The following is a 20,322-nucleotide window of genomic DNA, read 5'->3' as shown; positions in this document are numbered from 1 at the left end:
AAAAGCTCCCTGATGTCATTGTGCCGCCCTCAGAGGACGCGCCCCGCCACCGCCGCCAGCCGCTCCACCAGATCGGGATCGCGCACCGAAGGATCGGTGAGGATGGCGTTGTTTAGCGCCCGGTCGCAGCCATGCGGGCAGGGCATGCGCGCCGCCCCCAGAAGCGCGGGCAGCCGGCGCACCATGTCACGCCCCTTGTCGGCATTGCCCATCAGCGTGCGAATGATCTCTGCCACATCGACCTCGCCATGCTGCGGGTGCCAGCTGTCGTAATCTGTGACCATCGCCACCGAGGCATAGCAAAGTTCCGCCTCACGGGCGAGCCGGGCCTCGGGCATGTTGGTCATGCCGATCACATCGGCGCCCCAGTGTTCGCGATAGATCCGCGATTCCGCGAGGGTGGAGAATTGCGGCCCCTCCATCGCCAGATAGGTGCCCCCGTCATGCATCGTGATCCCCGCAGCGCGCGCCGCCGTCCGGCAGGCCGCCCCCAGACGCGGGCAGGTCGGATGCGCCACGCTCACATGCGCCACGCAGCCCGGCCCGAAAAAGCTGTTCTCGCGGGCGACGGTGCGGTCGATGAACTGATCGACGAGCACGAAATCGCCCGGCGCCATCTGCTCGCGGAACGACCCGCAGGCCGAGACGGAAATCACATCCGTCGCCCCCAGCCGCTTGAGCGCGTCGATATTGGCGCGGTAGGGCACGGAAGACGGGGTGTGCACATGCCCCCGCCCATGCCGGGGCAGAAAGGCCATCTTCACCCCCTCCAGCGTGCCGGTCAGGATCGCATCGGACGGTGTGCCGAACGGGCTTGCGACCTCCTGCCATTTGGCGCCCTCCAGCCCGTCGATGTCATATAGGCCCGAGCCGCCGATCACGGCGATCATTGTGTCTGGCATGAGCAATATCCTGTCCGAAATGGCACTGGCGGAACTTGTGGCAAGGCCCGCCCCCTTTGGCAAGGGCGCGCGCGGGCGCTCAGTCGTCGGGTCGCGCCAGCGTGAAGACATTCTCCACCACCGCGTAATCGCGGTAGCCCAGCCGCGACAGCGGGCGGAAGGTGGTCACGTCGAAAATCCCGTCCCGAAGGCAATTGTCGCGCAGCTGAATCCCCGTCACCGTGCCCAGCGTGATGTAATTCGCCTCGCCATGAAGCCGGATGACCTGATCGAGCCGGCACTCAAGACTCGCCGGCGCCCCGGCGATACGCGGGCAGTCGATGCTCTCGCATTCGGCCTTTTCAAGCCCCGCGCGCTCGAATTCATCGACCTCGCGCGGCAGCATCTCGGTGGTGACGTTCATCGCGTCGCGCATCGCCTCTTCGACCACGTTGATGCAGAACACCCCGGTCTCGCGGATATTGGCAAGGCTGTCCTTGGTGCCCTCGCGGTCGGGTTTCTGCCCGGTGGAGGCGAACATCACCTGCGGTGGCACATAGGCGGTGCCGTTGAAGAAACTGTAGGGTGCGAGATTGGCCCGCCCCTCGCCGTCGCGGGTCGAGATCCACGCGATCGGACGCGGCGTGATCAGCGCGTTGAACGGGTTGTGCGGCAGCCCGTGGCCGTCTTCGGGACGATAGAACATTGTCCGCTCCTTGCTGTTTGCCCAAGGGATAACGCCGTGCTACGGGGCGTGCCACGAAAAACTCGAAAAGGCGGGGCGGCGGGTGATCACTCTGGCGGCGGAACGGGCAGAGGACTGGTGGGAGGTGGAGGCGCTCTTCGACCTCTGCTTCGCCCCGGGGCGCGAGGCGCTCTCCTCCTATCGCCTGCGCGAGGGCGTGCCGCCGGTGCCGGATCTGTCGCTGGTGGCGCGTGACGCGGACGGCATTCTTGCCGGCGCGATCCGCTTCTGGCCCGTGCGCGTCGGCGGACGCGCGGCGCTTCTGCTCGGTCCGGTGGCGGTCCATCCCACCCATCAGGGCGAGGGGCTGGGCGCGCTTCTTATCCGCGACAGCCTTGCACTGGCCGTCGATCTGGGCTGGCGCCGGGCGATGCTGGTGGGCGATGCGCCCTATTACGGGCGGTTCGGATTCGACCGGCTGGAGGGCGTGACCATGCCGCCCCCCACCAACCCCGACCGTGTTCTGGGCCGCGCGCTGGCGCCCGGCGCATGGGACGGGGTGCGCGGTGATGTCACCCCCTGGACCGATCAGCCTTGAAAGCGGCGCGCAAATCCCCGATCTATTGAGCATCGCGTGCGGCCGCCGCGCGCCAGCCAAAGGCAAACCGCGATGACCCAAACCCCGCAGACCGGGACAGAGGCAGAGCTTGACCGGCTCGTCGCGCGCTACCGCGGCGCCGACGGCCCGGCGATCAGGCTGCTCAACACCATCGGCAATTCGGCCGAGGACCTGCTCGCGCGGCTTCCCCCCGGCGTGCGCCCCCGGCTGGAGGAGGCGACACTGATCGCGCTGCACCGGGCGATCCGCGCCGCGCATGGCTCGCGCCGGATGGTGGGCGAGGGGCCGGGCTGGATGACGCGCGCGCTGGCCACCGCGATGGGCGCGGCCGGCGGGGCGGGCGGGTTGCCCACGTCGCTGGCCGAACTGCCGGTCACCACGACCGTGCTCTTGCGCGCGATCCAGTCGGAGGCAATGAGACTTGGTTTCGATCCGGCTGCCGAGAACGTGCAATTCGACTGTGTTCAGGTCTTCGCCGCCTCCGGTCCGCTGAAAAGCGACGATGGCGCGGATCTGGCGTTCCTCGGCTCCCGCGTCGCGCTGAGCGCGGGCGGCGCGCAGAGGCTCGCGGCCTGGGTCGCGCCGCGTCTGGCGGTGGTGCTGGGCCAGAAACTCGCCGCGCAGGCGGTCCCGCTCGTCGGCGCCGCGGCGGGGGCGGCGACCAACTATGCCTTCATCGGCTACTATCAGCAGATGGCGCATGTCCACTTCGGCCTGCGCCGTCTGGCCATCGAGGCAGACGAGCCGCACGACCAGCTCCTGCAACGTTTCCGCACGAAGATCCGGCCCGGGTTGGACGTAAGCGACTGAATAGGACCGGGACGTCCGGATTTGCGTAGGGTGGGCGCAACCCACCCTACCACGGCGATTCCGGCCGGGTCATGTCAAGGGCGCCGTCAGTTGTCGGGCCCGGCCCGGCATTCACTCCTCTTGCGGCTGCTGTTCAGGCGCAGATTCGGTCTCCGGTGCCGGTTCGCTGGCAGGGGCTTCGTTTGTCTCGACACTTATGGACAGATTACCTCCCGTCGACTCGGATGCGCGGGGGGTCATCATTCCGGCGCCGAAGACGATATAGGCAACAATCGCGACGACGACCACGATACCCCCGATCAGGAACCAGAGCATGGCGCCGCCACCGGAGGGCTTCTCTTTTGTCTGGATGATCGTCGTGTGCGTGGAGTCCGGAGTCTTCTTTTCTTCCATTTCATCCATGTCTTCTCTCCTTGAGATTGAATTGCGAGCAAGGCGTTCGGTCGAGGCTGCCCCGATATTTCGGGTGTCAGCCGTGTTGGGGCGGTTTGATCCGCACCGCGCAGGGATGTCCTGAACGCCTGATCCGAACGCCGATTCCACGGGCCGGTTCGCTGCACCCATGCGCCGGTCTTCGCGGCAGAGGGGTTTGCTTCCGGCATCTGGGTCGATAGGCGCATCAATAAGCCAGTTGATCGGCTCCGATACTGATCCATGTCGGCTTTTGCGTGGAAAATTTGCTGTTGGTCCGCGAATGGCATCTGCTCACGTCGGCCCGCGCCGCCGCACCATCGAGGCCAATGTGCCCCCCGGTCACTCCTGGACCGTGCCCGCAAGACGGATCCGGCCGGGGCTGGGCGGGGGCGGGTGTGCCGCGCCGCGCCCAGCGAGTGCGCTCAGCTGTCCTTGTTCATGCCCGGAACCATGCTCGCCAGTTCCATCGGGAAGGGGAAGACGATGGTCGAATTCTTGTCCCCGGCGATGAAGTTGAGCGAGCTGAGATAGCGCAGCTGCATCGCGCCCGGCTCCTTGGCCATGATCTCCGCGGCTTCCAGAAGCTTCTGCGCCGCCTGCTGTTCGCCCTCGGCGTTGATGACCTTGGCGCGGCGTTCGCGCTCCGCCTCGGCCTGACGCGCGATGGCGCGGATCATCGACTCGGCGATATCGACATGCTTGATCTCCACATTGGCGACCTTGATGCCCCAGGCCTCGGTCTGGCTGTCGAGGATCTCCTGGATGTCGTCGTTGAGCTTGTCGCGGTCCGCCAGCATCTCGTCAAGCTCGTGCTTGCCCAGGACCGCGCGCAGCGTCGTCTGCGCAAGCTCGCTCGTGGCGGACATGAAATCCTCGACCTGGATCGTGGACCTCTCGGCGTCGATCACGCGGAAATAGATCACAGCCGAGACATTGACCGAGACGTTGTCCTTGGAGATCACGTCCTGCTTGGGCACGTCGAGAACGATCGTGCGCATGTCCACCCGCACGAGCTGCTGGATGCCGGGGATCAGGATGATCAGCCCCGGCCCCTTGGTGCCGGTGAAGCGACCCAGCGTGAAGACGACCGCGCGTTCATATTCGCGCAGGATCTTGATAGCCGAGGCCAGAAAGACGATCAGCAGGATCGCCAATACGCCGTAGAAGCCCATATCGTACAGGATATCCATCACGTTCTCCATTGTTTAGGGCGGACGTGACCGTTCAGCCCGTCCGTTCCAGCGGTTTCACTTCAACCACGAGCCCCGTCACCTTGCTCACCCGCACCCTGTCGTCGGGGGCCAGATCGCGCGGGCCGCGTGCCTTCCATCGTTCTCCGTGCAGCCAGACATGCCCAGTGTCGCCCTGCCAGTCGGTCACCCGTGCCTCGGCGTCCACAAGCTCCTCGCTTCCGCTCACGATCCGGGCCCGGAACGAACCGGCCGTGAGGTAAACGACGATATAGGTCACCACCACACCGGCCACCGCCGTCGCCGCGATCAGGGGTTCAGACACCGCGATACCCTCCACATCCGTATCCACCAGGATCACAGCGCCCATGACAAGCGCCACCGTTCCGCCAATTCCCAGAATACCGAAGGAGGGGGCGAACGCCTCGGCCACGATCAATCCAAGCCCCAGCAGGATCAGCCCGACCCCGGCCCAGTTGAGCGGCAGGAGCGCCAGCGAATAAAGGCCCATGATCAGGCTGATTCCCCCGACCGTGCCGGGCACGAGCGCGCCGGGGTTGAGAAACTCGAAGATCAGCCCGTAAATGCCCACCAGCATCAGGATCAGCGCGACATTGGGGTTGGTGATGATCGAAAGCAATTGAGTGCGCCAGTCCGGCTCCACATGCTCCAACGAAAGCCCCTGCGTCGCCAGCGTGACCTCGCTGCCATCGGACATTTCCACCACCATGCCATCCGCCTGCGCCAGCAGATCGTTGAAGCTGCCGGCCACGAAGTCGATCACGCCAAGCTCCGCCGCCTCGCGGGAACTGAGGCTCTCGGCGCGGCGCACGGCGCTTTCGGCCCAGTCGGCATTGCGCCCGCGCAACTCCGCCAGCCCGCGGATATAGGCCACGGCGTCGTTGATCGCCTTCGCCTCCGAGGCGGTGCCGGGCGTGAACTCTTCGGGCCTGTCCGGGCCGGCGTCGGCGCCGGCTTCCTCCGCGTCGGTTGTATCGCCGCCGGAGGCGCCGTTCTGCCGCGCCGCGTCCTGCGCCTCGCCGTCCGCCTGCAACTGGAAGGGCATGGGGCTGTCGCCGTCATCCCCTCCGCCGCCACCGCCGCCACCGCCGATGGCGACCGGTGTCGCCGCGCCCAGATTCGTCGCGGGCGCCATGGCGGCGACGTGACTGGCATACATGATATAGGTGCCGGCGCTGGCGGCGCGCGCCCCCGATGGGCTGACATAGCTTGCCACAGGCACCGGCGAGGCGAGGATCGCGCGAATGATCTCGCGCATCGAGGAAGAGAGCCCGCCGGGCGTGTCCATCCGCAAGATCACGAGCGGCAGATTGCGCTCTGCCGCCTCGTCAAGCGCGCGCGTGATGTAATCGGCCGAGGCCGGGCTCACCGCGCCGTCGAATTCCAGCACCATCGCCGGGGCGGACGGCTGCGGCTCCTGCGCGGACAGGCTGAACGCCCCCAGCAGCAGCGCCAGCGCGAAAACCGCGCGCGCGCCCAGCTTGCGCAGGAGCGTTCCGAGACGGAAGAAGCCGTTGTGGTGATCCGGTGGCAATTTCTCGCTCCCTTTCAACCACCTTCACAGGTAGCACGTCCACGCGCCATGGCCCCGCAAGATCGCAATATCGTGATCAGGCCATGGTTTCATTGTAGACCTGCCCGGCCGGATCACACAAGATATTCCACCTCGTCGTTCGGCCATGAGCAGCATCGACCCCAAATCGACATCGCACCCGTCACGGAACGCCTCGCGCCGCATCAAGCGATCCAGTCTCGGGTTTCCTGTTTCACCTGCGCCCCCGCGCGGGCGAGCGTGCTTTCGCAGATTTCCCCGAAAGCGAGACCTAGCCGAGGGTGCCAAGCAGCTCTTGTGACGGATCGCCCGTTGCCGAAACGCCGATGCTGGACTGGTAGGCGCTGATCGCCCTGCGGGTATCGGGTCCGATCACGCCGTCGGTGCCGTTGGTGTCGAATCCCCGTGCGGTCAAACGTTGTTGTAAACGGACTCGATCCTCCTTGGTCAGGCCGAATTTGTCAGCCGGAAAGCTGCCCCTGATCGGCCCGCCGCCCGCAATACGGTCGGCCAGATGGCCAACACCAATCGCGTAGCTGTCGGAGTTGTTATAGCGTTTGATGACGTCAAAATTGTTTGTCACGGCAAAGCGTGGGCCACCCGGCTGGGGTTGTATGATACGCCCCTGCGGCGCACCGCTGCCAACTTCTCCGCCCCAGCGGGTGCCAGCAAACCACCCGTTGCGCGCAAGGTACGCTGCGGTGGACGCCAGAGAATCTGCGGGGTCTTCCGACCAGATGTCGCGGCGACCGTCTCCGTTAAAGTCGACTGCAAAGGCCTGATAGCTGGTTGGAATAAACTGGGTATGACCCATCGCCCCCGCCCAGGACCCCTTGAGGTTGGCTGCCGTGGTGTCACCGCTTTGCAGTATTTCAAGCGCAGCGATCAATTGTTTTTCAAAGAACGCGCCGCGACGCCCGTCAAAGGCAAGCGTGGATGTGGAAGAAATGACCGGCACGTCACCGCGCCGCTCTCCGTAAAAGCTCTCCAGACCCCACACTGCTGTAACGATCTCCGCCGGGACGCCATAGCGTGCCTCGACCGCCGACAGCGTGCTGCGGTGACGGGCAAAGGCCGCGCGGCCCTTGGAGATTCGCTCCTCCGAGGCGGCAATGGCAAGGTAGTCTTCAAGCGTCCGGGTGAATTCGGTCTGGTTTCGGTCGCGCTTCACGACGCCCGGCAGGTAGCCCGCGCCGCGAAAACCCGCGTCGAGGGTGGCCGCCGATATCCCCTGACCGCCCGCGCGACGGCGAAAACTCGCGACCCATGCGTCGTAGGCTGCATTTGGCACAGGGCGCAGGTCAACGGGCAAATTGCCGCCACCCGTGCGGGCGCGTGGCCCAAGCGTGCCGCCACCGTTGCCGCAGGCTGTCAGGCCAAGGCCTAAAAGCCCCAGAAGTGTGGTTCTGCGGGTCAGGTTCATCTGCTCTTTCCCTTTTTCTTTCCTTCAGCGTACCCCATGAGCAACTCCGCGAAAAGCATCCTCAGCGAAGAGTGAAGCAGTCACTCGTGCCGCATCGGTCAGTCGAGGCTCGAAGCTGGCTTGCGGCCCCGGAGGGCGCGTTTGCGTCCCGTCGCCCGGATCGCAGGTGCCTCACGGTCGGGGGGCTCGTGGCGTTTCAATCAAATCTTAACGGCATGGCGACCGAACGCCCTGTTCATCATGCGAATTCTGACATTGGTACCGACGCGATACCGATGTGATACCGACGTTTTGCCGACGTGGGGTTTTCCTTGTTAACCAAGGCTCTGCCCCCGATTCGGGCCGGGCAACGAAAAAGGCCCGCCGTCATCGGCGGGCCCTGCGTTAACGTTTGTGCTTCGGCGATCAGGTCACGATGGTCGCGTCGGTCGCGGCGCGGATCTCTTCCTCGGTCACCCCGTCGGCGGTCTCGACAATGCGAAGGCCGCCCTCGACCACGTCGAGCACACCGAGATTGGTGATGATCCGGTTCACCACACCCTTTCCCGTGAGAGGAAGCGTGCATGATTTCAACAGCTTGGACTCTCCGGCCTTGTTGGTGTGGTCCATCACCACGATCACCTTGCGCACCCCGGCGACAAGATCCATCGCGCCGCCCATGCCCTTCACGAGCTTGCCGGGAATCATCCAGTTCGCCAGATCGCCCTCTTCGGACACTTCCATCGCGCCAAGGATCGCCGCCGCGATCTTGCCGCCCCGGATCATGCCAAAGGACATGGCGCTGTCGAAGTATGAGGTGCGGTTGAGTTCCGTGATCGTCTGCTTGCCGGCATTGATCAGGTCGGGATCCTCTTCCCCCTCATAGGGAAAGGGGCCCATACCCAGCATCCCGTTCTCCGATTGCAGGGTAATATCCTTATCTCCCACATAGTTAGCCACCAGCGTCGGGATTCCGATGCCGAGGTTCACATACATGCCGTCCTCGAGTTCCTGCGCGGCGCGTTCGGCCATCTGGTTGCGGTCCCAAGCCATGATCAAGCCTCCTCACGCTGACGGGTGGTCACTTTTTCGATGCGTTTTTCGTGCTGCCCCTCGATCAGGCGATGCACATAGACGCCGGGCAGATGGATGCAATCGGGGTCGAGACTGCCGCGTGGCACGATCTCCTCGACCTCGACAACGCAGACCTTGCCGCACATCGCCGCCGCCGGGTTGAAGTTGCGCGCCGTCTTGCGGAACACGAGGTTGCCGGTGTCATCGGCCTTCCACGCCTTGACGATGGACAGATCCGCGAAGATGCCGCGTTCAAGGATGTAGTGCTCCCCGTCGAACACCTTGACCTCCTTGCCCTCGGCGATCTGGGTGCCATAGCCAGTCTTGGTGTAAAAGCCCGCGATTCCGGCCCCCCCGGCGCGCATCCGCTCTGCCAGCGTGCCCTGCGGGTTGAACTCCAGCTCCAGTTCCTCCGAGAGAAACTGGCGCATGAATTCGGCGTTTTCGCCCACATAGGAGGACATCATTTTCTTGACCTGCTTGGTCTCAAGCAGCAGGCCAAGGCCGAAGTCGTCCACGCCGGCATTGTTCGACGCGACCGTGAGATCCTTCACCCCGCTGTCGCGGATCGCCGAGATCAACAGCTCCGGAATACCGCAGAGGCCAAAGCCCCCCGCTGCGATCAGCATACCGTCATGCAAAAGCCCGTCGAGTGCCTCTGTCGCGTTGTCGTAAACCTTCTTCATGCCTGTCTCCCCTTGCACGGAATTGCCCCGGTTTTGACCCCGACGCGCGCCGAAGTCAACGACGCGGGGCGCATCGCGTATTTCTACGGGAGCCGGCGGGGCCGGCGATCCACGCAGGGGTATCAGATAACACGCACCTGAGTACCGACGGGGGTGATCTCGAAAAGCTCGGCGATCTTTTCGTTATACAGCCCTATGCAGCCCGAGGATGATCGCCGCCCGATCTTGCGCGTATCATGGGTGCCGTGGATCAGATAGGCGGGCCAGCCCAGATACATCGCATGGGTGCCCAGCGGGTTACCCGGGCCGGGCGGCATATAAGCGGGAAGGTCGGGATCGCGTTCGCGCATGGCGGCTGTCGGTGTCCAGTCAGGCCCGACACGCTTGCGCACCACTTTTGTATAGCCGCGTTTGGTCAACGCGTCCGACATCGGCACGGATGTGGGATAGATGCGGTAATCACTGCCATCCTCGCTCCAATAGTGCAGCGCGCGCGAAACCGTGTCGGCGACGATGCAGGCGACCCCCAATTCGTCAAAATGGTCGCGCCAGTCCTGACGGCGGAAGCTGGAGATATTGCGTCTCGCGGTTCCGCGAATGTCGGCGGCATCGGTCTCGACGGTTTCCTGGGCGCGTAGCAACGCCGGAGTGGCAGTGAAACACAGCGCCGTGCCAAGAAGCCGGCGGCGTGAGAACGGGGTATGGGTCATTGGCCTGACTTTCTGTCCTGATCGATCTGAATCCACAGACTGTTAGTCAGGGAATCAGGCAAGAAGCAACTCACATATGCTTTATCCGCGATGTTCATCTTGTGACGCAGGCAAGCCGCCACACCCGCACGAATTGTCTTGATCGGGCGTCACGGCTGGCGTAGTTATATGAACAAGCGTTCAATAACGGGAGGAACGGCGCGATGTTCATGCACACGATGAAATTCGATCTTGGGGAAGACATCGACGCATTGCGCGACATGGTGCATCGCTTCTCCCAGGAGCGCATCAAGCCGATGGCGGCAAAGATTGACCGTGACAACGCCTTTCCCAACGAGCTGTGGCAGGACATGGGCGGGCTGGGCCTTCTGGGGATCACTGTCCCGGAACAATACGGCGGGGCGGGAATGGGGTATCTCGCGCATGTCGTTGCGGTCGAAGAGATCGCCCGCGCTTCGGCCAGTGTGTCATTGTCCTACGGGGCGCATTCGAACCTGTGTGTCAATCAGATAAAACTCAACGGGAGCGAAGAGCAGAAAGCCCGCTATCTGCCGCGGCTGATTTCAGGTGAACATGTCGGCGCGCTGGCGATGAGTGAAGTCAATGCCGGCTCTGACGTGGTGGGCATGAAGCTGCGCGCGCAGAAGAAAAACGACCGTTACATTCTCAACGGCAACAAATACTGGATCACCAACGGCCCCGATGCCGATACTCTCGTCGTCTATGCCAAGACCGATCCGGAGGCTGGCAGCAAGGGTATCACCGCCTTCCTGATCGAGAAGGAGATGAAAGGATTCTCCACGAGCCCGCATTTTGACAAGCTCGGAATGCGCGGGTCCAACACCGCCGAGTTGATCTTCGAGGATGTGGAAGTTCCCTTCGAGAACGTGCTGGGCGAAGAGGGCAAGGGCGTGCGCGTGCTCATGTCGGGACTCGATTATGAACGGGTGGTGCTTTCGGGGATCGGCACTGGGATCATGGCGGCCTGCCTCGACGAGGTCATGCCCTATATGGTCGAGCGCAAGCAGTTCGGACAGAGCATCGGGAGTTTCCAGCTTATGCAGGGCAAGATCGCCGATATGTATACCGCGATGAATACCTCCCGCGCTTATGTCTACGAGGTGGCGAAAGCCTGCGACAGGGGCGAGGTCACGCGGCAGGACGCGGCGGCCTGTGTGCTGTATTCTTCAGAAGAAGCCATGAATGTGGCACATCAGGCGGTGCAGGCGCTTGGCGGAGCGGGGTATCTGTCCGACAATCCCGTCGGCCGCATCTTCCGCGATGCCAAGCTGATGGAGATCGGCGCGGGGACAAGCGAAATTCGCCGGATGCTGATTGGGCGAGAGATGCTCGGGGCAATGGCCTGAACGTGCATCGGAGGCAGGAGCGCGATTCGCACCGCATCGGGGAGCATGACCAGGAGGAGGCTTGCCAATGACCGACTACACCGGACTACGAGCGCTGTTCATCAATACGTCGCTACAGAAGCGGACCGAGGACAGTCACACACGGCTTCTGCTTGAGGCCAGCGCTGCCCTTATGGCCAAGCAGGGCGTCGCTGTAGAGCATCTGCACATGCTCGATTACCAGGTGCCCCCCGGTGTCTATCCGGACATGACCGAACATGGATGGGCGCGCGACGACTGGCCCGCACTGTGGCAGAAGGTGGCGGCGGCCAACATTCTGGTGGTCGGCACGCCGATCTGGCTGGGCGAGGAAAGCTCGGTTTGCAGGGTTCTGATCGAACGTCTCTATGCCATGTCGGGGGAGTTGAACGACGCGGGGCAGTCAGTGTTCTACGGCAAGGTCGGTGGCACAGTGGTCACAGGCAACGAGGACGGGGTCAAGCATTGTGCCATGGCGGTGGGTTTCGCGTTGAACCATCTGGGCTATTCCATTCCACCGCAGGCTGATTGTGGCTGGATCGGTGAGGCGGGACCGGGCCCATCCTATGGCGACAGGCTGGAGTCCGGCGAAAGAGCCGGATTCGATAACGATTTCACGCAGCGCAATACCACCATCATGACATGGAACCTGATGCATATGGCCTGGCTCTTGCGTGATGGTCTGCCGAGCACCGGCAACGATCGGCGGGCCTGGGATGCAGGCGCGCGATTTGATTTCGAAAACCCGGAGTATCGCCGATGAAACTGAATTCTGCCTTCCTGCCCGGCTCGGATGCCGCGGAGGCAAATCGTGCCGCCCACCTCGAAGCACTGGCGCAGGTGAGGGAGGCTGCCGCGCTGGCCGCTGCGGGCGGCGGGGACAAGGCACGGGAGCGGCACCTGTCTCGCGGCAAGATGTTGCCGCGAGACAGGGTGGCGAACCTGCTCGATCCCGGCTCTCCGTTTCTGGAGGTCGGCGCGACGGCGGCGCATGGTATGTATGACGGGTCCGCGCCCGGCGCAGGGGTGATTGCCGGGATCGGCCGGGTGCAGGGGCAGGAGGTCATGGTGGTATGCAATGACGCCACCGTGAAGGGTGGTACCTACTACCCCATGACGGTCAAGAAGCACCTGCGTGCGCAGGAGATCGCCTCGGAATGCCAACTGCCCTGCATCTACCTTGTGGACAGTGGCGGGGCCAACCTGCCGCAGCAGGACGAGGTTTTCCCGGACCGGGATCATTTCGGGCGTATTTTCTACAATCAGGCGAACATGTCGGCCCGGGGCATTCCGCAGATCGCTGTGGTGATGGGATCGTGCACAGCAGGCGGCGCCTATGTGCCGGCGATGTCGGATGTCACTATTATTGTTAAAAATCAGGGCACCATCTTCCTTGCCGGACCGCCGTTGGTGAAAGCAGCAACTGGGGAGGTTGTCAGCGCCGAGGATCTGGGTGGCGGTGATGTTCACACGCGCCTGTCGGGCGTGGCCGATTATCTGGCCGAGGACGATGCGCATGCGCTGGCGCTGGCTCGCCGTGCGGTGGGGTACCTCAACCGCGAGAAACCGGGAACGGTAAAGTGGGAAACACCGGAAGAGCCGGCCTATGATCCCGAAGAGCTCCTTGGCGTCGTGCCCGCGGATTTGCGCACGCCCTATGACATCCGCGAGGTGATCGCACGGGTGGTGGACGGATCGCGTTTCGATGAGTTCAAGCCGCGTTTCGGCGAGACGCTGGTGACCGGATTTGCGCATGTGAAAGGCTGCCCGGTGGGGATCATCGCCAACAACGGGGTGCTGTTTTCCGAGGCCGCCCAGAAGGGAGCGCATTTTGTCGAACTCTGTTCTCAGCGAAATATCCCCCTGATTTTCCTTCAGAATATCACCGGCTTCATGGTCGGGCGGAAGTATGAGAATGAAGGAATAGCGCGCAATGGTGCCAAGCTGGTGACTGCGGTTGCCACGACCCGGGTGCCCAAGGTCACGATGTTGGTGGGCGGCTCGTTCGGCGCCGGAAACTACGGCATGGCCGGCCGCGCGTATCAGCCGCGATTCCTGTGGACATGGCCCAACAGCCGCATTTCCGTGATGGGCGGGGAGCAGGCGGCGGGGGTTTTGGCGACTGTCAGGCGCGATGCGATGGAGCGGGCCGGGCAGGAGTGGAGCGCCGAGGAGGAGGCCGAGTTCAAACGCCCCACGGTCGAGATGTTCGAGGAGCAGAGCCATCCGCTCTACGCCAGTGCAAGGCTTTGGGATGATGGAATAATCGACCCGCGCAAGACACGCGACGCACTGTTTTTGTCGCTGTCGGCGGCCCTCAACGCGCCGATCGAGGAGACACGCTTTGGCGTGTTCCGGATGTGAAAATGCAACGTCGGTATAACGTCGGTATTTTGTCGGTATTGCGTCGGTGGCGCGGAGCCCAGAGCCTTCGATCTTGCCGCCGATACGGGGAGAAACGGAAATGTTTGACAAGATCCTGATTGCCAACCGGGGCGAGATTGCCTGCCGGGTGATTGAGACCGCGCGCGCGCTCGGGGTGCGCACGGTGGCTGTCTATTCGGAGGCGGACGCGGGCGCGCGCCATGTGGCGATGGCCGACGAGGCGGTGCATATCGGCGGCGCAGCCCCGGCGGACAGCTATCTGAAGGGCGATGTGATCATCGCGGCGGCGCGTGAGACGGGCGCGCAGGCGATCCATCCCGGCTATGGCTTTTTGAGCGAGAACCCCGATTTCGTCGAGGCGGTGGAAAAGGCCGGTCTGACCTTCATCGGCCCCTCGGCCGAGGCGATCCGCAAGATGGGGCTGAAGGATGCCGCCAAGGCGCTGATGGAAGAGGCGGGCGTGCCCGTGGTACCCGGCTATCACGGCCGCAACCAGGACCCCGAACATCTGTGGGGCGTTGCGGACGGTATCGGCTACCCGGTGCTGATCAAGGCCGTGGCGGGCGGCGGCGGCAAGGGGATGCGTTTGGTCGAGCGTGCGGAGGACTTCCTGGACGCGCTGGAAAGCGCGCAGAGCGAGGCGCGGGGCGCCTTTGGCAACGCCGATGTCCTGATCGAGAAGTACATCCAGAGACCGCGCCATATCGAGGTGCAGGTGTTCGGCGACGGCACCCGCGCCGTGCATCTGTTCGAGCGGGACTGTTCGCTGCAGCGGCGCCACCAAAAGGTGATCGAGGAAGCTCCGGCCCCCGGCATGACAGACGAGATGCGCGCCGCGATGGGGGCGGCGGCGGTGCGCGCCGCCGAAGCCATCGGATACAAGGGCGCGGGCACGGTGGAGTTCATCGTGGACAGCGCGGGCGGGCTTCGGCCCGACGGGTTTTGGTTCATGGAAATGAACACGCGCCTTCAGGTCGAACACCCCGTGACCGAGGCGATCACCGGCGTCGATCTGGTGGAATGGCAGCTTCGCGTCGCCTCGGGAGAGACGCTTCCGGCGCGGCAGGAGGACCTGTCAATCAATGGTCACGCCTTCGAGGTGCGGCTTTATGCCGAGGATGTGCCCAAGGGATTCCTGCCGGCCACCGGCACGCTGTCGCATCTGGTGTTTCCGGGCAGCGCGCGGGCCGATACCGGCGTGCGGGCGGGCGACACGATCAGCCCGTTCTACGATCCGATGATTGCCAAGATCATCACTCACGGGCCGACGCGGGCGGTGGCGCTGGCGCGGATGCGCGCGGCACTGGATCGCACGCAGGTGGCCGGGACGGTGACGAACCTCGCGTTCCTCGGTGCGCTCTGCGCGCATGCGGGGTTTGTACGGGGGGAGGTGGATACCGGGTTGATCGCGCGCGATCTCTACGAGTTGGTGAAAGAGCCCGTTCCCGGCGCGCAGGTCAAGGCGCTGGCCGCGCTGGCCGCGCTCGGGCTGGAGGGTGAGACCGACCCGATGACGGGCTTCACCCTCTGGGAGGCGTTGGGGCGCTCTGCCCACCTTCGACACGATGGAGAGGAATTCACGGCGGTGGTGCGCTCGCGCGGTCCGGGCGATCATCTGGTGGAGGTGGACGGGATCACCGTCGAGGCGCTTCGCCGCGGCGCGGGCTGGCTTCTGGATGGGGAGCGCGGCGCGCCGGTGGTGCGGCACGGGTTGCATGTGACGGTGTTCGCCCATCACGGGATCGGGTTCGAGGTGATCGACCCGCTGGCGCGCGATGCCCATGCGGCGGATGCGGGCCATATCGTCATCGCCCCGATGCCGGGCATGGTGAAGGCTGTCTTTGCCGAGGCCGGGCAGACGGTGGCAAAGGGTGACAGGCTTGCGATTCTGGAGGCGATGAAGATGGAACATTCACTGCTGGCCGCGCGTGATGGCGTGGTGGCCGAGGTGCTGGCGGGTGCGGGCACGCAGGTGGAGGCGGGCGCGGCGCTCATCCGGCTTGAGGACGACGACGCGGAGGCGGCGGCATGATCCGGTTGCATCACGTCGCCTTTTCCCGGTCGTTCCGTATCCTCTGGCTTCTGGAAGAGATGGGCCTCGAGGCGGAGATCCGGCACTATGGGCTGACCGACGGATCGTTGCGAGCCGAGGAATACCGCTCGATTTCCCCGGCTGGGCGTGTGCCCGCACTCGAGATCGACGGAATCACCATTCATGAAAGCGGGGCCATCGTGGAATATCTCTGCGAAACGCGGCCCGAGCATGGGCTGGGGCGTCTGCCGGGCGATCCAGAGCGGGTGCCGTTCCTGGAATGGCTGGGATTTGCCGAAACGCAGGCGAGCATTCTGGCCTCTCTCAACATGCAGCATCTGTTCATGGGCGATCCGAGCCCGGCGTCGCCGGCGGTTCTGCGGCTTGAAGCGGCGCGGCTGGCCTCCACGCTCAAGCCGATGGAGGCGGTGATGAAAAAGCGCGACTGGCTGTTGCCGTCGGGGTTTTCGGCCGCCGACACGATGATGGGATTCAACCTCTTTTCCGCCCCGTATTTCGTGGATTTCGCCCGCTTCGGGGCGCTGCGCGCCCATATCGCGCGGATCGAGGCGCGGCCCGCCTATGTGCGGGCGCGTGAGAAGGACGGGGTGCAGCAATTCTACAGTAAGCCGTTCTACCCGGTGCCGGAGGAGGCGTGAATGGAGATCAGGCTGCATCATGTGGACGAGTCGCGCTCTGTGCGGGTGCTGTGGCTGCTGGAAGAGCTTGAGGTTGATTTCGAGCTTGTGAGCTATGATTTTTTCGACAAGTCGCTGCGCACGGCGGAGTACCTGATGCTCAACCCGGCGGGGCGGGTGCCTGCGCTCGAGATCGACGGCGCGGTGATGTGCGAAAGCGGCGCGATGATCGAGTATCTGTGCGAGCTCTTCCCAGAGGCCGGATTGGGACGGCCGCCGGGCGATCCGGAGCGGATGGAATGGCTCGACTGGCTGCATTATGCCGAGACCATCGGGCAGCATTGCGCGAACCTGACGCAGGCGCATGTGGTGCTTTATGAGCCGTGGATGCGGTCCTCCACGCAGATGAGCCTTGAGGCGCGGCGGCTGTCCAAGGTGCTGGAGCGGATCGAGTTGCTGCTTGTCGATGGGCGCGAGTATCTGATGGAAACCGGGTTTTCCGGGGTGGATTGCGCCGTGGGCTATGGTGTCGATCTGGCGCGGCGGTTTGTGCGGCTGGATGAATTGCCGGGGGTGGCGGAGTATCTGGAGCGGCTGTGCGCGCGGCCCGCGTTTCAGGCGGCGCAGCCGGAGGCGGACGCGCGCCGGATCTATGCACAGGACTTCTATGAGGTGCCCGATGCCTGAAACGGTCGAGATTTTCGAGGTCGGTCCGCGCGACGGGTTGCAGAACGAGGCCCGGCAGATCCCCACCGCCGAGAAGATCGCGTTGGTCGATTGTCTGAGCAGGGCGGGATTTCGCCGCATCGAGGTGGCCAGTTTCGTGAGCCCGAAATGGGTGCCGCAGATGGCCGATTCGGCGCAGGTTCTGGCGGGGATCGCGCGGGCGCCGGGGGTGTCCTATGCGGCGCTGACCCCCAACATGCGCGGCTTCGAGGCGGCGCTGGCGGCGCGGGCCGACGAGGTCGCGATTTTCGGGTCGGCCTCGGAAGGGTTCTCGAAGGCCAATATCAACGCCACGATTGCCGAAAGCCTTGAGCGGTTCGTCCCTGTCGCGGAGGCGGCGCAGGCGGCTGGGGTGCCGGTGCGGGGCTATATTTCCTGCGTGACCGACTGCCCCTATGACGGGCCGACGCCGCCCGAAGCGGTCGCGCGGGTGGCGGCGGCGTTGCGCGACATGGGCTGCTATGAGATCAGCCTTGGCGACACCATCGGACAGGCTCGCCCCGAGAGCGTAACCGCGATGCTGGAGGCGGTGGTGCAGGAGGTGCCGGCGGCTCGGCTGGCTGGACACTTCCATGACACGGCGCACCGGGCGCTGGACAATATCGAGGCGTCACTGGCGCTGGGGCTGCGGGTGTTTGATGCCGCCGCGGGCGGTCTGGGGGGATGCCCCTATGCGCCCGGCGCGGCGGGCAATGTGGCCACCGAGGCGGTGCATGACCGGCTGTCGGCTCTGGGCTATGAGACCGGGCTGGACCGGGCCGTGCTGATGCGGGCAGCGGAGATGGCGCGGGCGATGCGCGCCGCGTGAGGTGAAATCTTGGTTAGCGGGGACGCGGAAATGTATGAAACGCTGGATATAACACGCGATGCGCGGGGGGTGGCGACGCTGACGCTCGACCGGCCGGAAAAACACAACGCCATGTCCGGGCGGATGATCGTGGAATTGCGGCAGGCGGCAGAGGCGCTGGGGGCGGATGACGCGGTGCGGGTCGTGGTGCTCACCGGGGCGGGCAAGACATTCTGCGCGGGCGGCGATCTGGGGTGGATGCAGGCGCAGATGGCCGCCGATTCCGCGACCCGCTTCACCGAGGCGCGCAAGCTGGCCGAAGCGCTGCACGCTCTGAACCTGATGCCCAAACCGCTTGTCGGGCGGGTGCAGGGCAATGCCTTCGGTGGCGGTGTGGGTATGGCGAGTGTCTGTGACGTGACGATCGGCGCCGATCATCTGAAGATGGGGCTGACCGAGACGAAGCTGGGACTTATCCCGGCGACGATCGCGCCCTATGTGCTGTCGCGCATGGGGGAGGCGATGGCGCGGCGGGTGTTCATGTCGGCGCGGCTTTTCGGCGCGCAGGAGGCGGTAACGCTCGGCCTTCTGGCGCGGGCGGTGCCCGCCGGTGATCTGGATGCGGCGGTGGAGGCGGAGATCGTGCCCTATCTGTCCTGCGCTCCGGGGGCCGTGGCGCGGGCCAAGGCGCTGACCCGGCGGCTTGGCCCGGTGATTGACGATGCGGTGATCGACCACACGATCTCACAGCTTGTCGCCTGTTGGGAGAGCGAGGAGGCGCGCGCGGGGATCGCGGCGTTCTTTGACAAGCGCAAGGCGCCTTGGATAGCGTGAGTCTTCCGACGGACAACCCTTTATTGTGCGTTTGGGGAATGTCAGCAATCGGTGTTGGTCGGACTTCGTTCTGTCGTCGGAAGCCAGTATTGCTTCTTCTGTCCCGCCGCAGCAGTCCCACGCCGAAGACCTAACACCTGAACACCGTGAACAGCCTCTACGCACAATGGAAGGGCGACGTCCGCAAGCGGTGGCGTGGTCCGGTCCGCAAGTCTCTGGAGGGGCACACACGCTGGATGGTCGCTCGTCGGAGCGCAGAACCGTTGCCGGTATTTCGCGCCATCATATCGCAGGGCGGCCCTTCGCCGGGGCCCATTGCCAACTGGTCCTATCCTCTACAGTATCACTGAGCGTTTGCGACATACGGGGGATAGTGGCTGATGAGCGAGGGTGTCCGCGTTGCGTTCGTGCAGCAAGGACGTGCATGCGCGAGCCTTGGGTCTGCTTTCATGGGGCGGCTGATGCCACTCATCGGCGAAAGGCTTGGCGAGAACACGACTGTCGGCGCGCGGTGTCTGGCTTGGCAAGGTGACGTTGGTCCTTCCGGACAATCGGTTCCGCTCCGACTTGCCGGTGCGCTCCACGCCTTGGTCCTTGATGGCAGCGCGCCCGGCCTTGCCGCTGTCTATCCGCCTCATTCGGCGTCCGATTACAAACTCTGGGCGGCGGTCGAGGATGCACTGCAGGCGCGTGAAGCCCGGATTCTCACCTGGCTCGACCGGGCACCGCAAACCAATGAGGTGCGCCGGGCTGCAGCGGTGATTGCTGGCCTGTGGTGGGCCCTGGGCGAGATTGGTGTCCGACCCGTGGTGCTGTCTGAAATGGGGGCGAGCGCCGGTCTGAACTTGGCATTGGATCGCTATTGCGTGGCGGTGAATGGGTCTGATTACGGTCCCGCAGACCCTGCCATTGTGCTTACACCTGAATGGCGCGGACACAAGCGCCCCGATCCACATCCAATCACGGTAAAGGACCGCAGCGGCGTGGATCTCGCCCCCCTCGACCCCGCCAACCCATCGGACAGGCTTCGACTGCTCGCCTATATATGGCCCGACCAGCCTGATCGTCTGGCCCGGACCCGCGCTGCCATAGCCGTCGCGTCAGTGCGGCCGGATGCTGGGGATGCGGCGCCTTGGCTTGCCCGCCGCCTCAGCAAGCCCAGGCTCGGTGCTCTTCATGTCGTCTACACGACTATCGCGGCGCAATACTTCCCCGATGCGACCCGCAAAGCCATCGCCGAGACTCTCCAAGACGCCGGCATGGCCGCGTCGGCAGAAGCACCGCTCTTGCACCTTTCGATGGAGGCCGATGGCAGCGAGCCTGGTGCCGGCCTTACGGCGACGCTTTGGAGCGGAGGCGCTCCACGGCAAGCCCGGCTCGGCCGCGCGCACTTTCATGTGGACTGGATCGAATGGTTTCCGGAGGCTGCGGAGAGATCCTTCTTTCCTCTCCTCGAGAGCTAACAGGAAAGTTCCTCTCAAACCAACACGA

20 protein-coding genes are annotated in these 20,322 nt (G+C 64.4%); 11 read left to right on the top strand and 9 right to left on the bottom strand.

The genetic code is table 11. From position 1 onward, the window contains the following. Positions 1–29: 29 nt before the first annotated feature. On the bottom strand, positions 30–902 hold the full coding sequence (locus BMW66_RS03910; protein WP_093115630.1) for an S-methyl-5'-thioadenosine phosphorylase: 873 nt from the start codon (positions 900–902) through the stop codon (positions 30–32). A gap of 79 nt (positions 903–981) precedes the next feature. After that, on the bottom strand, positions 982–1,587 hold the full coding sequence (locus BMW66_RS03905; RefSeq protein ID WP_093115628.1) for a flavin reductase family protein: 606 nt from the start codon (positions 1,585–1,587) through the stop codon (positions 982–984). Positions 1,588–1,669: 82 nt separating this feature from the next. Here BMW66_RS03905 and BMW66_RS03900 point away from each other — a divergent pair, with 82 nt between their 5' ends. Further along, a complete protein-coding gene (locus tag BMW66_RS03900) occupies positions 1,670–2,164 on the top strand; it encodes a GNAT family N-acetyltransferase (protein ID WP_093115626.1) in 495 nt (164 codons plus the stop codon). Between the two features lie 72 nt (positions 2,165–2,236). Beyond that, complete coding sequence (locus tag BMW66_RS03895) at positions 2,237–2,995, top strand: EcsC family protein (RefSeq protein ID WP_093115624.1); 759 nt, start codon at positions 2,237–2,239, stop codon at positions 2,993–2,995. A gap of 111 nt (positions 2,996–3,106) precedes the next feature. Here BMW66_RS03895 and BMW66_RS03890 read toward each other — a convergent pair whose 3' ends face one another. The 7 genes from BMW66_RS03890 to BMW66_RS03860 all read right to left on the bottom strand — a co-directional run bounded on the left by BMW66_RS03890 (position 3,107) and on the right by BMW66_RS03860 (position 10,044). Further along, positions 3,107–3,397 (bottom strand): hypothetical protein, encoded by a 291-nt coding sequence (locus BMW66_RS03890; protein ID WP_093115622.1) that lies wholly within the window; start codon positions 3,395–3,397, stop codon positions 3,107–3,109. Between the two features lie 434 nt (positions 3,398–3,831). Further along, positions 3,832–4,599 carry a slipin family protein gene (locus tag BMW66_RS03885; RefSeq protein WP_093115914.1) on the bottom strand — a complete coding sequence of 256 codons (768 nt, stop codon included), beginning with the start codon at positions 4,597–4,599 and terminating at the stop codon, positions 3,832–3,834. A 34-nt stretch (positions 4,600–4,633) separates the two neighbouring features. Continuing rightward, positions 4,634–6,154, bottom strand: coding sequence for an NfeD family protein (locus tag BMW66_RS03880; protein WP_217639284.1), 1,521 nt, complete (start codon positions 6,152–6,154; stop codon positions 4,634–4,636). A gap of 289 nt (positions 6,155–6,443) precedes the next feature. After that, complete coding sequence (locus BMW66_RS03875; protein ID WP_093115620.1) at positions 6,444–7,595, bottom strand: lytic murein transglycosylase; 1,152 nt, start codon at positions 7,593–7,595, stop codon at positions 6,444–6,446. Positions 7,596–8,000: 405 nt separating this feature from the next. Next, positions 8,001–8,627: a CoA transferase subunit B gene (locus tag BMW66_RS03870; RefSeq protein WP_093115618.1), complete on the bottom strand. Its 627-nt coding sequence runs from the start codon at positions 8,625–8,627 to the stop codon at positions 8,001–8,003. Positions 8,628–8,629: 2 nt separating this feature from the next. After that, positions 8,630–9,334, bottom strand: coding sequence for a CoA transferase subunit A (locus tag BMW66_RS03865; protein WP_093115616.1), 705 nt, complete (start codon positions 9,332–9,334; stop codon positions 8,630–8,632). Between the two features lie 122 nt (positions 9,335–9,456). After that, positions 9,457–10,044, bottom strand: coding sequence for a L,D-transpeptidase (locus BMW66_RS03860; RefSeq protein WP_093115614.1), 588 nt, complete (start codon positions 10,042–10,044; stop codon positions 9,457–9,459). Positions 10,045–10,247: 203 nt separating this feature from the next. Between BMW66_RS03860 and BMW66_RS03855 the strand changes: the two genes are divergently transcribed. The 9 genes from BMW66_RS03855 (at position 10,248) to BMW66_RS03815 (ending at position 20,294) form a co-directional block, all read left to right on the top strand. Further along, positions 10,248–11,411, top strand: a complete 1,164-nt coding sequence (locus BMW66_RS03855) for an isovaleryl-CoA dehydrogenase (protein WP_093115612.1) — start codon at positions 10,248–10,250, stop codon at positions 11,409–11,411. Positions 11,412–11,478: 67 nt separating this feature from the next. Next, complete coding sequence (locus tag BMW66_RS03850; RefSeq protein ID WP_093115609.1) at positions 11,479–12,192, top strand: flavodoxin family protein; 714 nt, start codon at positions 11,479–11,481, stop codon at positions 12,190–12,192. Then, the gene (locus tag BMW66_RS03845; protein ID WP_093115607.1) at positions 12,189–13,793 is read left to right on the top strand and encodes a carboxyl transferase domain-containing protein; all 1,605 of its coding nucleotides are present in this window, start codon (positions 12,189–12,191) and stop codon (positions 13,791–13,793) included. The genes BMW66_RS03850 and BMW66_RS03845 overlap by 4 nt, the downstream gene beginning before the upstream one ends. A 100-nt stretch (positions 13,794–13,893) precedes the next feature. Beyond that, on the top strand, positions 13,894–15,846 hold the full coding sequence (locus tag BMW66_RS03840) for an ATP-binding protein (RefSeq protein WP_093115605.1): 1,953 nt from the start codon (positions 13,894–13,896) through the stop codon (positions 15,844–15,846). Next, positions 15,843–16,505, top strand: coding sequence for a glutathione S-transferase family protein (locus tag BMW66_RS03835; protein ID WP_093115603.1), 663 nt, complete (start codon positions 15,843–15,845; stop codon positions 16,503–16,505). Before BMW66_RS03840 ends, BMW66_RS03835 begins: the two co-directional genes overlap by 4 nt. Beyond that, entirely contained in the window at positions 16,506–17,171 is a 666-nt protein-coding gene (locus BMW66_RS03830; protein ID WP_093115601.1) for a glutathione S-transferase family protein, read from the top strand. It begins immediately after the preceding gene. Further along, positions 17,164–18,018: a hydroxymethylglutaryl-CoA lyase gene (locus BMW66_RS03825; protein WP_093115599.1), complete on the top strand. Its 855-nt coding sequence runs from the start codon at positions 17,164–17,166 to the stop codon at positions 18,016–18,018. Before BMW66_RS03830 ends, BMW66_RS03825 begins: the two co-directional genes overlap by 8 nt. Positions 18,019–18,048: 30 nt before the next feature. Beyond that, entirely contained in the window at positions 18,049–18,831 is a 783-nt protein-coding gene (locus BMW66_RS03820) for a crotonase/enoyl-CoA hydratase family protein (RefSeq protein ID WP_093115597.1), read from the top strand. A gap of 380 nt (positions 18,832–19,211) precedes the next feature. Next, positions 19,212–20,294, top strand: a complete 1,083-nt coding sequence (locus BMW66_RS03815) for a DUF2332 domain-containing protein (RefSeq protein WP_093115594.1) — start codon at positions 19,212–19,214, stop codon at positions 20,292–20,294. The last annotated feature ends 28 nt before the right edge of the window (positions 20,295–20,322 follow it).

The organism is Salinihabitans flavidus (assembly GCF_900110425.1).
Taxonomy (GTDB): domain Bacteria; phylum Pseudomonadota; class Alphaproteobacteria; order Rhodobacterales; family Rhodobacteraceae; genus Salinihabitans; species Salinihabitans flavidus.
The sequence above is the reverse complement of the archived record's forward strand: the minus strand, read 5'-3'. Positions and strand labels throughout refer to the sequence as shown.